Here is a 13,999-nt window from a genome sequence, read left to right on the forward strand (position 1 = left end):
CATGCTAGATTATACGGAATACAATTTAAAGGCATGGTCGTCGGATTTAACGCTTGCCATCCATGATACAAGATATCATTAGCCGCCGCCGGGGGGCGAATGGGAAAGGCCCGGATGATGACCGAACGCAACGATGGCGATGAAGCGGCGCTGGCCGCCATGCCGGAAGGAGCGCCGCATCATCGCGGCGGCTGGGGCGTGGACCGTCTGGCCATCTCGGCATCGACCCTGTGCCTGATCCATTGCCTGTTCCTGCCCGTGCTGGCCGCCTTTCTGCCTGCGCTCGCCCAGTGGACCGATACCGGCGAGGCGTTCCATCTCGTCATGCTGGCCATCGCGGTCCCGTTGAGCAGCTTCGCACTGATCCGGGGATGGCGGCAGCATCGCGTGGTCGGCCCGCTGCTGGCCGGCGCGAGCGGTCTGCTCCTGCTGATGTTCGGGGTGATGCTCGACCATATGCTGATCGGCACGATCCTGACCGTCGGTGGCGGTATCACGCTGGCGCTGGCGCATATCGCCAATCTCCATGCCACCAACATGCGGTTGCTGACCGCGCTGTAACCCGATTTCTTCAACCCGAGCCGTGAGTGGGGGACGCCGTGTCCAAATCGAAGTTCGTCGCATCCTGTCTGGTCCTGGCCCTGATGGGCACCGCCGCGCTGGCCGAAGTGCGCGAGGGGGACGAGCCGCCGCACTATCTGCCCGCGGGCGGGTTCGACCTGCTCGCGATCCTGCCGCCCGCGCCCAGGCCGGACGATGCGCGTGGCAAGGCCGACCGGGCGATCTTCCGCCAGACGCGCAAGCTGGTCGGCACGCCGCGCTGGGCGCTGGCGACCAACGACGTGAAGCTGGACGATGCGGACATGGCGCATGACTTCTCCTGCGCGCTGGGCATCGCGCTGACCCCGCAGAACGCCCCGGTGACGATCCGGCTGATCGACGCGGTCGGCTCCGACACCGCGCGCGCGACGGGGATCGCCAAGCGTTATTACAAACGGCAGCGCCCCTATCTGATCGACCGGGGTCCGGTCTGCCAGCCCGCATCCGAGCTCAAGGGCAGCTATGACTATCCCTCGGGCCACACCACGGCGGGATGGACCTGGGCGATGCTGCTGGCCGAGATCGCGCCCGACCGCGCGACGCCGATCCTGGCGCGCGGGCGGGCCTTTGGCGAAAGCCGGATCGTCTGCGGCGCGCACAATGCCAGCGCGGTCGAGGGCGGACGGCTGTCCGCCACCGTGACGCTGACCGCGCTGTCGCAGAGCCCCGCCTTCCAGCATGACCTGGCCGCCGCGCGGGCCGAGATCGACGCGCTGCGCCGGAACCCGGCGACGCCGCGCCCGGACGCGGCCGCCTGTCGGCAGGAGGCGGCGCTGGTCGCGCAACCGATCTTCTGACCCGTAACCCGTTTCATGACGGAACTGTCATCCGCCGCACCTGTTCGGGTGGGGCGGGCGGCTTTTCGGCAAGGAACGGGATTATGGACAAGATTTCGGCATCGCGGCGCGATGTGCTGGGCGGAGCGGCGGCGGCCGTCGCGGCCCCTGCGGTCGCGGCGCAGGCCACCGGCCCCGCCACCACGCCGGTCAACACCGTGCAGGACCCGGTCAACCGTTACCCCAGGCCGCCCTTTCCCCGCCAACCCCAGGCCTGGCCCGGCCTTGCCAGCAAGATGCAGCCGCTGCCCGATCATGGCGAGAAGAGCTATCGCGGCTCGGGGCGGCTGTCGGGGCGCAAGGCGCTGATCACCGGCGGCGATTCGGGGATCGGGCGCGCCGCCGCCATCGCCTATGCGCGCGAAGGCGCCGATGTCGCGATCAACTATCTGCCCGCCGAGGAATCGGACGCGCGCGAGGTCATCGCGCTGATCCGGGCCGAGGGGCGCAATGGCGTGGCCATCCCCGGCGACATTCGCGATCCCGCCTTTTGCCGCAAGCTGGTCGCCAATGCGGTGCGCGAGCTGGGCGGGCTGGACATATTGGTCAACAATGCCGGGCGCCAGCAATCGGTCGAGGACCTCGCCGATCTGGACGAGGCGGCGTTCGACTGGACGATGAAGACCAATATCTATGCGCCCTTCTGGATCACCAAGGCGGCGCTGCCGCATCTGAAGCCTGGATCGGCGATCATCATCACCGCCTCGGTCCAGGCCTTCCAGCCCTCGGGCAATCTGTTCGACTATGCCCAGACCAAGGCGGCCAATGTCGCCTTCGCCAAGTCGCTGGCCAAGCAGCTCGGCCCCAAGGGCATCCGGGTGAACGCGGTCGCGCCGGGTCCGTTCTGGACCCCGCTCCAGCCCTCGGGCGGGCAGCCGACCGACAAGGTGGCGAGCTTTGGCGAGGATACGCCGCTGGGCCGACCGGGCCAGCCCGCCGAGCTGGCGGCGACCTATGTGACGCTGGCCGCGCCCGAACAAAGCTATGCCACGGGGCAGGTGTTTGGCGCCTCGGGCGGCACCGGCGTGGGCTGAACCGTCCCGTTCCCGCCAGGCTTTTTGCAGCCTCGCTCTTGACCGCGACGCGCGGTTTCGCGCAGGCGCGCACATCTTAGCGAATAAGAGTCTGGCGGGAGAATGGAATGACCGAGGCACAGGATCGGATCGTCGCGGGGGTCGAGCTTGGCGGTACGAAATCGATTGTACTGATCGGGCGCGGACGGGACATTCTGGTATCCGAACGGTTGCCGACGACCACGCCCGCCGTCACGCTGGCCGCGCTGCGCCAGCGTCTGGCCGAATGGCGCGACGAATATCGGCCCGAGGCGCTGGGCATCGGCAGCTTCGGCCCGATCGCGTTGGACAAGACCGGCATGGACTATGGCCATATGCTCGCCACCCCCAAGCCGGGCTGGGCGGGGGCGGACGTGGCGGGCGCGCTGGCCGAGGGCTTTGGCGATCGCGTCGCGATCCATACCGACGTGACCGGCGCGGCGCTGGCCGAGGGGCAGTGGGGCGCGGCGCGTGGCCTGTCCGACCATGTCTATGTCACCATCGGCACCGGCGTCGGCATGGGCATCATCGTCAACGGCCAGCCGGTGTCGGGCCGGATGCACCCCGAGGCGGGCCATGTCCGCGTCCGCCGGGTGCCGGGCGACACCTTTGCGGGCTCGTGTCCGTTCCACGGCGACTGCCTGGAAGGGCTGGTGGCGGGTCCCGCCATCGCCGCGCGCACGGGCAAGCCCGCCCAGGAGCTGGCGGCGGACGATCCCGCCTGGGGCTTCGTCGCCGATGCGCTGGCGGAGAGCTTTGCCGGGCTGTTCCTGACGCTGGCCTGCGGGCGGATCGTGATCGGCGGCGGCGTGGGCGTGGGCCAGCCGCACCTGCTCGACATGGTGCGGGCCGCCACGGTCGAGAAGCTGTCGGGCTATCTGCCCTTCGTCGATGCCGCACAGGTCGCCAACCGGATCGTCCATGCGCAGCTGGGCGACCAGGCGGGGCCGCTGGGCACGCTGGCCCTGGCGCGCAGCGTCCTGCCCCAGGCGTAAAATCCCTGTCCTACAGCGAACCGATATGGTTCTTTCCTTCCTGTCATGGGAGGGCGATATGGGACAGGGGAACAAGACGGCGGGGGTCGATGCGCTGATCGCACAGGTGATCGCGCGCGAGGGCGATTACAGCGATCACCCCGCCGACCGGGGCGGCGCGACGCGGTTCGGCATCACCGAGACGGTCGCGCGCGCCGACGGCTATACCGGGCCGATGCGCCGCCTGCCGCTGGCGCGGGCGGAGGCGATCTATCGGCGGCTCTATTGGACCGCGCCGGGGCTCGACCGGGTGGGCGCGCTGGCCCCGACGCTGGCCGAGGAGCTGTTCGACACCGGCGTCAACATGGGGCCGGGGGTGGCGGCCGGGTTCCTGCAACGCGCGCTGACCGCCCTGAACCGCGGCGGGCGCGACTATCCCGACCTGGTGCCCGATGGGCGGATCGGCCCCGCCACGCTGGCCGCGCTGGCGGCGTTCCTGCGCCATCGCGGGGCGGCGGGCGAGACCGTGCTGCTGAAGGCGGTCGAGGCGTTGCAGGGCGAACGCTATCTGACGCTCGCCGAACGGCGGCCCGCCAATGAGGCGTTCCTGTACGGCTGGCTCGCGGACCGGCTGTCGTGACCGGCGGCGACGGCATCGACGATGCGGCGGGGGAGGGCGGCGATGCCTGGACCCGCCGGGCGCGGCCGACCTTCCTCTATGTCATGTACGCGCTGCTGCTGTGGAGCATCCCGATGGGGCTGCTCGCCGGTCTGCGGCCCGGCATGGCGGCGGCGATGATCCGGGGCATGGCGCAATATCTCGCCGCCATACCCGAGCCGCTCTATGCGCTCTTCGGCACCGGCTATCTGGGCTATACGGTGGCGCGCGAATGGGGAAAGCGGCGATGACGGCTCAATAGAAGCGCGCCAGCGTCAGCGAGCGGTCCTGCCCGTCGCAGGTGCGCAGGCGGACGACGGTGCCGGGCTTGCCGACCGTCCAGCGGGCGAGCGGGCTGTCGACATAATCCTTGGGGATCGGCTGTCCGTCGATGGCGCAGATGGTGTCGCCGTCGCGCCAGCCGGTCTTCGCCGCCGGGCCGCCGCGCATGACGTGCAGCACGCGCAGCCGGTCGCCCGCCACGCCCATCAACAGCCCCGCCGTCGAGCGCAGCATGGGCTTGTCCGCATCGGGGCCGGGCGACAGGATCATCCGCCCCGCGCCGGGATCGAGCAGGACGCGGTAACGCTGGAGAAAGCCCGACCCGATCCGTCCTGCCGCGCCGACCGATTCGCTGAACCCCTGCGCGGGCTCGATCCGCACCTCGACCTCATGCGCGGTGAGCGTGCCCAGCCGGACCGTGGGGACGATCGCCAGATCGTTGATGCTGGCCCCCGCCAGCCCGAAGCCGATCGCGGTCGTCGTCGGCAGCGTGGACAGCCGCGCCGCGCGCCATCCCGCCTGGGTCACGGTCAGCGATGATCCGTCCCCCGTATCCACGATCACTGGCGACAGCTTGGCCGCCCCCAGGCCGACCGCGCTTTCATAGACGCGCCGCTCGGTCGAGACGGTCAGCGGCGCCGTCGCCCCGGTAAAGGGCATCCGGCCCGAGGGGATCAGGCGGAAGCGCTTGGCACCATAGTCGATGTCGAGCGCATGGGCGGCCAGCAGGTCGCGCCCGACCAGCAGGTCGACCGGCGTCGCATCCCCGGTCGCCAGCGCGGGCAGCGGCGCGACCACGACGCCGCCGCCCCTGCGGGTCAGACCGCCCAGCGCCAGGGTGCGCGTCGGCATCCATCCGACCGCCACCGCGCCGCCGATCGCGCTGGCCTCTCCGCCGGGGCGCACTTTGGCCTTGGCGGCGACGGGTGAACTCTTGGACAACAGGGTGAAGCTGACCCCGGTGTCGAGGATCGCCGAGACACGCTGCCCGTCGATCGTCATGGCGAAGCGGATCTGGTTGCCGGGGGTCAGCTGAAAGGGGATCCAGCGTTGCTCGGCATCGGGGGCCAGGGTCTGGACCCCCGGATCGCGCGCGGCGGCGGCGACGATATCGTCCGCCCCGGCACCGGGCGTGGCGGGCCTGGAAGCCTGATCGGCACGGGGGACCGCCATCGCGGCGGCCAGCAGGAACGGGACGGGGAGCAGATAGAAGAGGCGAGGCATCGTGCCCCAACGCCTAGCCCAGCCCGAAGCTGCGCGCGCGGGAAATCGCGTGCGCCCGGTGTTAGGTCGGATCGCCATTCACGATTGCGTCTTCTCCTCTCCCCTGGACAGGGGAGAGGGTTAGCGAAGCTTGCCAGCCTGCTGGCTAGCGCAGCTTGGGTGAGGGGTTGAGCGAGCCCAAAGGCTCGCGCGCTCGCCAAGCGAGCGCCACCCCTCACCCAGCTCCGACTAAGCCTTTGCTTTCGCAAAGGCCAAGTCTGCGCAACCCTCTCCCCTCTGCGAGGGGCGAGGGACAGAAAGGCATCGCTGAATGTCGCTCGACGTTAGAGGCATGCCTCCAGCAGCGCCTCGTCAAAACCGTACTGCTTGGCCTTTTCCAGCGTATAGGGGCGCAGGCCCGCCGAGCGGAACTCGCCGATGATCTTGCCGTCGGTGCCCTCGTCCAGATAGGCGAAGGCGAACAGCTCCTGGGTCACGATCACCGGGCCTTCCATGCCGATCACCTCGGTGATGTTGGTCACGCGGCGGCTGCCGTCGCGCAGGCGCTTGACCTGGATGACCAGATCGACCGAGTCGGCGATCTGGCGGCTGATCGCGTCCTTGGGCACCTTGATGTCCGACATCATCACCATATTCTCCATGCGGGCCAGCGCCTCGCGCGGGGAATTGGAGTGGAGCGTGCACATCGACCCGTCATGGCCGGTATTCATCGCGGCCAGCATGTCGAAACATTCGCTCCCGCGGATTTCGCCCAGGATGATCCGGTCGGGCCGCATGCGCAGCGCGTTCTTCACCAGGTCGCGAATCGAGATCTCGCCCTGGCCCTCCAGATTGGCGGGACGCGTCTCCAGCGGCAGCCAGTGCGGCTGTTGCAGGCGAAGCTCGGCGGCGTCCTCGATGGTCAGCACGCGCTCGCCGGGGTCGATCATCTTGGACAAGGCGTTGAGCATCGTCGTCTTGCCCGATCCGGTGCCGCCCGAAATGACGATGTTGAACCGGCATGCGCCCGCGATCTTCAACAGGGTCGCCATGTCCTGGCTCATCGATCCGCCCGCCGCCATCATGTCGATGGTGATCGGCTTGGCGGAGAATTTGCGGATCGAGATGGCGGTGCCGCGCAGGGACAGCGGCGGCACGATGACGTTGACGCGGCTGCCGTCCTTCAGGCGGGCATCGGCCAGCGGCGTGGTCTGGTCGACGCGGCGGCCGACCGAGTTGACGATGCGCTGCGCGACCTGGAACAGATGCTCCTCGTCGCGAAAGCGGATGGGGGCGAGCTCCAGCCGACCCTTGCGCTCGACATAGGTCTGCTCGGGGCCGTTGACCATGATGTCGGTGATGTCGGCATCGGCCAGCAATTCCTCGAGCGGCCCCAGGCCGAGCAGTTCGTCGACCAGCACCTTTTCCAGCGCGAATTGTTCGCGCCGGTTGAGCGTCAGCTTCAGCTCGGCCAGCACCTCGCCGATGATCGGGCGGAATTCCTCGGCCAGCTCGTCCTTGCCCAGCGTCGCGGCGGCCTCGGGATCGACGCGTTCGAGCAGGCGGGGGAGCACCTGTTCCTTGATCCGGTGGATCGACGCCTCGAAGCCCTCGCCGCGCGCGGCGGTGCCGTCGACCGGGGCGGCCTGGCGTTCGGCCAGCCGCTGCATCGCATCGGCGGCGGTGGCGGGTGCGGCGCGGGGGCCCTCGGCAAAGGGGGGCGGGGACAGCGGCTGCCCGGCGGCCGCCGAATCGCCATCTGCGCGGGCGGCCGGGCCGGGGCCGTGCATCGGCCGCGCGACGCCGAAGGCGGGACGGCCCGCTTGCCCGCTTCCCAGACCGTGACGGCGACCGAACGCACTCATCCCGCAATTCCCCATGACATGGCGGGCAGGGGTAAATGGCAAGATTTACCATAAGCCTAACCGATCCCGGTTGCGGGGCATGGAAATGGCGGGATATGGCGCGCAGGACATGTTGAGCCGGTTCGTCCTCGCCCGTTTCCTGCCGCTGATGCTGGCCGTGCTGGGACTGATGCCCGTCGCCGCCGGGGCGGACGACATCGCCGCGACCGCGCGCGGGGTGGTGCGAGTCGTCACCATCGCGATGGTCGACGACCAGGTGGCGGGGTTCGGCCATGGCTCGGGCTTTGCGGTCGCACCCAACCGGATCGTCACCAACGCGCATGTCGTCGAACTCGCCGAGCGCTATCCCGACAATGTCGTGATCGGCGTCGTGCCGTCCGAGGGCAGCAAATCCTATCAGGGCCGGGTCATCGCCTATGACGCGCACCGCGACCTGGCGCTGATCGAGGTCAGCGAGGCCAAGCTGCCGACCGTGGCGCTGTTCACCGGCCCGGTGACCGAGGGGGATCAGGTCATCGCGCTCGGCTATCCAGGCAATGTCGACCTGGCGACCGCGCAGTCGGCCGCCGACTATATCCGCCCGCTGTCGCCCGTCCGGTCGCAGGGTGTCGCCTCGGGCCGCCGCGCGCTGACCGGGATCGAGGTGCTGCTCCACACCGCCAGCATCGCGCGCGGCAATTCGGGCGGTCCGCTGCTCGACCCTTGCGGGCGGGTGATCGGGGTGAACTCGGCGCTGACGCGCGCGGACGACGGCGATTCGACCTTCGGCTTCGCGATCGCCGATACCGAGCTGATGGCATTCCTCCGCGCCGCCAAGCAGCCTTATACCGCGGTCGGCATGCCCTGCACCTCGATCGAGGAGCGGCTGCGCGAGGACAGCGCGGCGGATGCGCGCGCGATCGCCGATGCCGCCGCCGCCCGTCGCGAGGCCGCCAACACCGCCGCGATCCGTCGCGAGGCGGCGCTGGCCACCGCCCGCGCCCAGGCCGAGCGGTCGCGGGAGAATGTCATGGCGGTCGCCGCGCTGCTGCTGGTCGGCGGCGCGCTGGGCATCGGCGCGGCGGGGCTGCTCGAATCGCGCGGTCGGCGGCGGCCCGCCATCTGGACCGTGTCGGCAGGCGGGGCCGCGATCGTCGCGGCAGTGGTCGTGTTCCTGCTGCGCCCCTCCGGCGAGATCGCGCTGCCGCCCGAAATGACGACGACGCCCAGCGCGTCGCCGCCGGGCAAGGCGCTGGGCGCGCTGATCTGCACCCTGGAGCCCGATCACAGCCGAATCACCATATCCTCCACCGCCGAGGCGCGGCTGGACTGGGGCGCGGACGGCTGCGCCGACCGCAACGTCCAGTTCCTGGAAGGCGAGGGCGGCTGGCAGCGTATCCTGGTCCCCGATGACGAGCAGACGGTGACCGTCGCGCGCTTCGATCCCGTCACGCGCCGCTATACCCAGACCCGCTATCTGCTGCCCGCCGCGACGATGGAGGCGATCCGCAAGCTGCGCCAGCCCGCCACCCCGCACGCCTGCACCCGCGACGATGCGGCGCTCCAGCGGCTGCAGAGCGAACAGGCGCAGATCCGCCAGCAACTGCCGCCGCTTCCCAACGAGAAGCTGGTCTATAGCTGCCGCTCGACCTGACAAAGTCCGGGGGCAAGGCCCTATGGGGCTTGCCTCGATCCCCCCTTGCGGTGAGAAGGGGCCTTGGCTGAAGCGGCTTGGGAGGGCCGGGGATGATCCTGGGGGGAATGCGCGCGCGTCGCTGGATGGCGGCGGCGCTGATGATGGTCTGCACGGCGTTTCTGGGCAGTCCGGCACAGGCCGAATGGCGCGAGGCGCGCGCCCGGCATTTCGTCATCTATGGCAACATGTCCGAGGACGCGATCCGCGCGATGGCGACGCGGCTGGAGCAGTTCGACGGCGTGCTGCGCTATTTCTACCATCTGCCCGAGGTCGACGGGCAGGAGAGCAACCCCGTCACCGTCTATGCCGTGGCCAATGTGGCGGCGATCCGGCGGCTGTACGGCAAGGACGGCGATCATGTCGCCGGCTTCTACCAGCCGCGCGCCTCGGGCTCGGTGGCGTTCACCCCGATCCGGGGCGATGGCGACGGCCCCAATGCGCTCCAGCCGCAGATCGTGCTGTTCCACGAATATGGCCATCATTTCCTGTTCGGCAATTCGACCGTCGCCTATCCCGCCTGGTTCTCGGAGGGCTTTTCCGAGTTCGCCAGCACGGCGCGGTTCGATCGCGACGGGGTGATGGTCGGCGTCGCGGCGCAGCACCGCGCCTATGGCCTGCTCGACAGCAGCAAGCTGCCGATCGAGACGCTGTTCGATTCGTCGCGCCGCAAGCTGGGGCCCGCCGAGCTGGATCAGGTCTATGGTCGCGGCTGGCTGCTGACCCATTTGCTGATGTTCGACCCGGCCCAGAAGGCGAAGTTCAACCGCTATCTGACGTTGCTCAACACCGGCACGCCCAGTATCGCGGCGGGCGACCAGGCCTATGGCTCGCTCAAGCAGCTCGACCGGGAGCTGGAGAGCTATCTGCGCAAGAGCCGGATACCGGGGATGCTGATCCCCTATGACCGGCTGCCCAAGCCGCAGGTCGCGGTGCGCGTGCTGAGCCCCGGCGAACAGGCGCTGATCGAGCTGCGGATGCGGTCGGATCGCGGCGTCGACCAGACCAGCGCGCGGCAGGTCTATGACCGCGCCGCATCGCTCGCGGCCTCCTATCCGCAGGATGCGATGGCGCAGGGCTGGTTCGCCGAAATGGCCTATGACGCGGGCGAGGATGCGGCGGCCGAGGCGGCGGCGGACCGCGCGCTGGCGGTCGACGCCAAGTCGCAACAGGCGCTGCTCTACAAGGGGCTGATCCATCTGCGCCGCGCCCAGGCCGAACATAGCAAGGATCCGAAGCGCTGGGGGGAGGCGCGCAGCTGGATCGTCCGCGCCAATCGCGCCGATCCCAATGCCGCCGAGCCGCTGGCGATATTCTATCGCAGCTTCGTGATGGCGGGCGAAAAGCCGCGCGAGTCCGCCGTTCTCGGGCTGGAGCGTGCCTTCCAGCTGGTGCCGCAGGACAAGGGGCTGCGCTTCACGCTGGCGGCGCATGAGATCGGCGCCAACCATATCGATACGGCGAAGGGCCTGCTGCGCCCGCTCGCCTTCGACCCGCATATGCCGCCCGACAATCCGGCGGCGCAACTGCTGACGCTGCTCGACGCGGGCAATAGCGATGCGGTGCGCAAGGCGCTGGGCGCCATGTCGGGGCAATCGCCCGGCGAATAGGCCTTAGCCGCCGGTCCGCCATGCGCCCGCGACCGCTGCGATGAAGGCGGTGCGCCGCGCGGGTTCGGCGAGCAGCGGGTCGGGCGGGGTGGCGGCGGCGACGGCGCTGGCGAGGCGATCACGGGTCGCCCCCTCCGCCGGGCGGATCGTGGCGGAGGGGAGGGATTGGCACAGGCCCGCCGCGTCCCCCTCAAAGGCGATCCGCGCCACCCCGCGCGGCGTGACCGCTACGAGCAGCGCGCCCAGCGGGGAATCGACCACCGCCCATTCGATCGTCACGCCCTCGCCGCCGCGCCGCCACTGGCCGGGCGCCATGCCCAGCCGCTGTTCGCTGTCGGCATAGAATCGGCTCGGCCCGGCATAGCCCGCCTCATACACGGCGTGCGTCACGCTCGATCCGCTCGCCAGCGCCCTCGCGGCGCGGTCGGTGCGCAACGCGCGGGCATAGGCGGCGGGCGTCACCCCGGTCGCGCGCCGGAACAGCCGGTGGAAATGATGCGGCGCATAGCCGACCCGCGCCGCCAGGTCGTTCAGCGCGGGGGTGCCCTCCATGGCCTCGATTATGGCGACCGCCTCGGCCACCGCCTGCCTGTCGCGCGCGACGTCGTCGGGCAGGCAGCGCAGGCACGCGCGATAGCCCGCCGCCCGCGCCGAGGCGCTATCGGCGTGGAAGCGGACGTGTTCGCGCCGGGGTCGCCGCGCGGCGCAGCTGGGGCGGCAATAGATGCCGGTGGTCTGGACCGCGACGACGAACTGCCCGTCCGCCCGCCGGTCCCTGCGGCAAAAGGCATCCCAGGCGGCATCCGCATCGAAAAGGCGTGGCAAGTCAGTCATTTCAACGGCTTCCGACGATCCCCGGCCTGGGGACGGGGGCATGATAGCAGCGCCGCTGTGGCATACATCCCACGGCTTGCGCCCAAAGCCGTTAAACTTGCGTCACCATCCTGTCACAAGATGCGCCACGCAGCTTGCATCCCAAGGTTCCCGATGCTAACCGCCCGCCAACCCATCGGAGGCGCGTTTTTCGCGCCCCGTTCCCCATGGGGCCAACCCGTTCGTTGTTCGAGGAATTCGCATCCGTGGAGATGTCCGGCGGTACTATAAGCGGCACAGGCGGCATCCAGGCGAGCCTGGGTGGACGTTATGCGCTCGCGCTGTTCGAAACGGCCGTTGAGGGCCGTTCGATCGACACGATCGAGGCGAGCCTCGTGACCCTTCGCGATGCGCTGGCCGCCGACAAGGATCTGGCCGCGCTGACCAAGAGCCCGGTCGTGGCGCGCGGGGCCGCCGTCAAGGCGATCCTGGCGGTCGCCGACACGCTCGGCCTCGACGGCGTGACCAAGAATTTCCTCGGCGTGCTCGCCGAGAATCGGCGCCTCTCGGCGCTGCCGCAGATCATCCGCGCGTACCGCCAGCTGGCCAGCCGCCATCGCGGCGAGGTCGCCGCCGAGGTGACGAGCGCCCACCCGCTGACCGAGGACCAGGTCGCAGCGCTCAAGCAGCAGCTGCGCACCCGCGTCGGCCGTGAGGTTTCGGTCGACCTGTCTGTCGATCCGGACCTGCTCGGCGGGCTTGTCGTCCGCATCGGTTCCCAGATGATCGATAGCTCGATCCGCACCCGTTTGAATGCGCTCGCCAGCGCGATGAAAGGCTGACGTTCCATGGATATCCGCGCCGCAGAAATCTCCAAGGTCATCAAGGACCAGATCGCCAATTTCGGCACCGAGGCCCAGGTCAGCGAGACCGGCCAGGTGTTGAGCGTCGGTGACGGCATCGCGCGCATCTACGGCCTCGACAATGTCCAGGCGGGCGAGATGGTCGAGTTCGCCAATGGCGTGCAGGGCATGGCCCTGAACCTCGAGGCCGACAATGTCGGCGTCGTGATCTTCGGCTCGGACGCCGAGATCAAGGAAGGCGACACCGTCAAGCGTACCGGCACCATCGTCGACGTGCCGGTCGGCCGTGGCCTGCTGGGTCGCGTCGTGGACGGCCTGGGCAACCCGATCGACGGCAAGGGCCCGATCGAGGCGACCGAGCGCCGCCGCGTCGAGGTGAAGGCGCCGGGCATCATCCCGCGCAAGGGCGTGCATGAGCCGGTCCAGACCGGCCTCAAGGCGATCGACGCGCTCGTCCCCGTCGGCCGTGGCCAGCGCGAGCTGATCATCGGCGACCGCCAGACCGGCAAGTCGGCCGTCGCGATCGACGCCTTCATCAACCAGAAGACGGTAAACGCGGGCACCGACGAGTCGAAGAAGCTCTACTGCATCTACGTCGCCGTGGGTCAGAAGCGCTCGACCGTGGCGCAGCTGGTCAAGACGCTCGAAGAGAATGGCGCGATGGAGTACTCCATCGTCGTCGCCGCGACCGCGTCGGAGCCCGCGCCGCTTCAGTTCCTCGCGCCCTACACCGGCACCGCGATGGGCGAATATTTCCGCGACAATGCGATGCACGCGCTGATCGTGTTCGACGATCTGTCGAAGCAGGCCGTTGCATACCGTCAGATGTCGCTGCTGCTGCGCCGTCCGCCGGGCCGTGAAGCGTACCCTGGCGACGTCTTCTATCTGCACAGCCGTCTGCTCGAGCGTGCGGCCAAGATGAACGACGCCAACGGCGCTGGCTCGCTGACCGCGCTCCCGATCATCGAGACCCAGGCGGGCGACGTGTCGGCCTACATCCCGACCAACGTGATCTCGATCACCGACGGCCAGATCTTCCTCGAAACCGACCTGTTCTTCGCAGGCATCCGCCCGGCGATCAACGTCGGCCTGTCGGTCAGCCGCGTCGGCTCGGCCGCGCAGACCAAGGCGATGAAGAAGGTGTCGGGCTCGATCAAGCTGGAGCTGGCCCAGTATCGCGAAATGGCCGCCTTCGCGCAGTTCGGCTCGGACCTCGACGCCTCGACGCAGAAGCTGCTCAACCGCGGTGCGCGCCTGACCGAGCTGCTCAAGCAGCCGCAGTTCAACCCGCTGCCCTTCGAGGAGCAGACGGCGTCGATCTTCGCGGGCACCAACGGTTACATCGACAACGTGCCGGTGGCGCAGGTCGTCCGCTACGAAGCGGCGATGCTCGCTTATCTGCGCAACGATCATGCCGATGTGCTGGCGATGATCCGCGACACCAAGGATCTGGGCGACGAGGCCAAGGGCAAGCTCAAGGCCGCGCTCGACCAGTTCGCGAAGATCTTCGCGTAAGACGGCATGTAAGCCCTCTCCCCTCCGGGGAGAGGGTTGGGTGAGGGGCGCCACAC

Annotated in this window: 13 protein-coding genes; 10 read left to right on the forward strand and 3 right to left on the reverse strand. The window is 69.3% G+C overall.

Annotated features, from left to right (window positions below; genetic code table 11):
- Positions 1-114 precede the first annotated feature (114 nt).
- The 6 genes from QE360_RS10030 (at position 115) to QE360_RS10055 (ending at position 4,371) form a co-directional block, all read left to right on the forward strand.
- On the forward strand, positions 115-561 hold the full coding sequence (locus QE360_RS10030; RefSeq protein WP_309701226.1) for a MerC domain-containing protein: 447 nt from the start codon (positions 115-117) through the stop codon (positions 559-561).
- A 38-nt stretch (positions 562-599) separates the two neighbouring features.
- Positions 600-1,397 carry a phosphatase PAP2 family protein gene (locus tag QE360_RS10035; RefSeq protein WP_309696983.1) on the forward strand — a complete coding sequence of 266 codons (798 nt, stop codon included), beginning with the start codon at positions 600-602 and terminating at the stop codon, positions 1,395-1,397.
- 83 nt (positions 1,398-1,480) lie between these two features.
- Positions 1,481-2,470, forward strand: coding sequence for an SDR family oxidoreductase (locus QE360_RS10040; protein WP_309701228.1), 990 nt, complete (start codon positions 1,481-1,483; stop codon positions 2,468-2,470).
- A 107-nt stretch (positions 2,471-2,577) separates the two neighbouring features.
- Positions 2,578-3,483, forward strand: coding sequence for an ROK family protein (locus tag QE360_RS10045; RefSeq protein ID WP_309701230.1), 906 nt, complete (start codon positions 2,578-2,580; stop codon positions 3,481-3,483).
- A gap of 25 nt (positions 3,484-3,508) precedes the next feature.
- On the forward strand, positions 3,509-4,102 hold the full coding sequence (locus QE360_RS10050; protein ID WP_309701232.1) for a glycosyl hydrolase 108 family protein: 594 nt from the start codon (positions 3,509-3,511) through the stop codon (positions 4,100-4,102).
- On the forward strand, positions 4,099-4,371 hold the full coding sequence (locus QE360_RS10055; RefSeq protein ID WP_309696974.1) for a 3TM-type holin: 273 nt from the start codon (positions 4,099-4,101) through the stop codon (positions 4,369-4,371). The genes QE360_RS10050 and QE360_RS10055 overlap by 4 nt, the downstream gene beginning before the upstream one ends.
- 4 nt (positions 4,372-4,375) lie before the next feature.
- Here QE360_RS10055 and QE360_RS10060 read toward each other — a convergent pair whose 3' ends face one another.
- Positions 4,376-5,626: an aspartyl protease family protein gene (locus tag QE360_RS10060; RefSeq protein ID WP_309701234.1), complete on the reverse strand. Its 1,251-nt coding sequence runs from the start codon at positions 5,624-5,626 to the stop codon at positions 4,376-4,378.
- 323 nt (positions 5,627-5,949) lie between these two features.
- Positions 5,950-7,470 carry an ATPase, T2SS/T4P/T4SS family gene (locus QE360_RS10065; protein WP_309701237.1) on the reverse strand — a complete coding sequence of 507 codons (1,521 nt, stop codon included), beginning with the start codon at positions 7,468-7,470 and terminating at the stop codon, positions 5,950-5,952.
- A gap of 85 nt (positions 7,471-7,555) precedes the next feature.
- Here QE360_RS10065 and QE360_RS10070 point away from each other — a divergent pair, with 85 nt between their 5' ends.
- Complete coding sequence (locus tag QE360_RS10070; protein WP_309701239.1) at positions 7,556-9,103, forward strand: trypsin-like peptidase domain-containing protein; 1,548 nt, start codon at positions 7,556-7,558, stop codon at positions 9,101-9,103.
- Between the two features lie 92 nt (positions 9,104-9,195).
- A complete protein-coding gene (locus tag QE360_RS10075; RefSeq protein WP_309701242.1) occupies positions 9,196-10,752 on the forward strand; it encodes a hypothetical protein in 1,557 nt (518 codons plus the stop codon).
- A 3-nt stretch (positions 10,753-10,755) separates the two neighbouring features.
- Here QE360_RS10075 and QE360_RS10080 read toward each other — a convergent pair whose 3' ends face one another.
- Positions 10,756-11,586 (reverse strand): bifunctional transcriptional activator/DNA repair enzyme AdaA, encoded by an 831-nt coding sequence (locus tag QE360_RS10080; RefSeq protein ID WP_405052581.1) that lies wholly within the window; start codon positions 11,584-11,586, stop codon positions 10,756-10,758.
- A gap of 251 nt (positions 11,587-11,837) precedes the next feature.
- Between QE360_RS10080 and QE360_RS10085 the strand changes: the two genes are divergently transcribed.
- Together QE360_RS10085 and atpA are read left to right on the forward strand one after the other, a co-directional pair.
- Entirely contained in the window at positions 11,838-12,407 is a 570-nt protein-coding gene (locus tag QE360_RS10085; RefSeq protein WP_307104613.1) for a F0F1 ATP synthase subunit delta, read from the forward strand.
- Positions 12,408-12,413: 6 nt separating this feature from the next.
- The gene (gene atpA, locus QE360_RS10090; protein ID WP_007406897.1) at positions 12,414-13,943 is read left to right on the forward strand and encodes a F0F1 ATP synthase subunit alpha; all 1,530 of its coding nucleotides are present in this window, start codon (positions 12,414-12,416) and stop codon (positions 13,941-13,943) included.
- The last annotated feature ends 56 nt before the right edge of the window (positions 13,944-13,999 follow it).

The organism is Sphingomonas sp. SORGH_AS_0789 (assembly GCF_031453055.1).
Lineage (GTDB): Bacteria > Pseudomonadota > Alphaproteobacteria > Sphingomonadales > Sphingomonadaceae > Sphingomonas.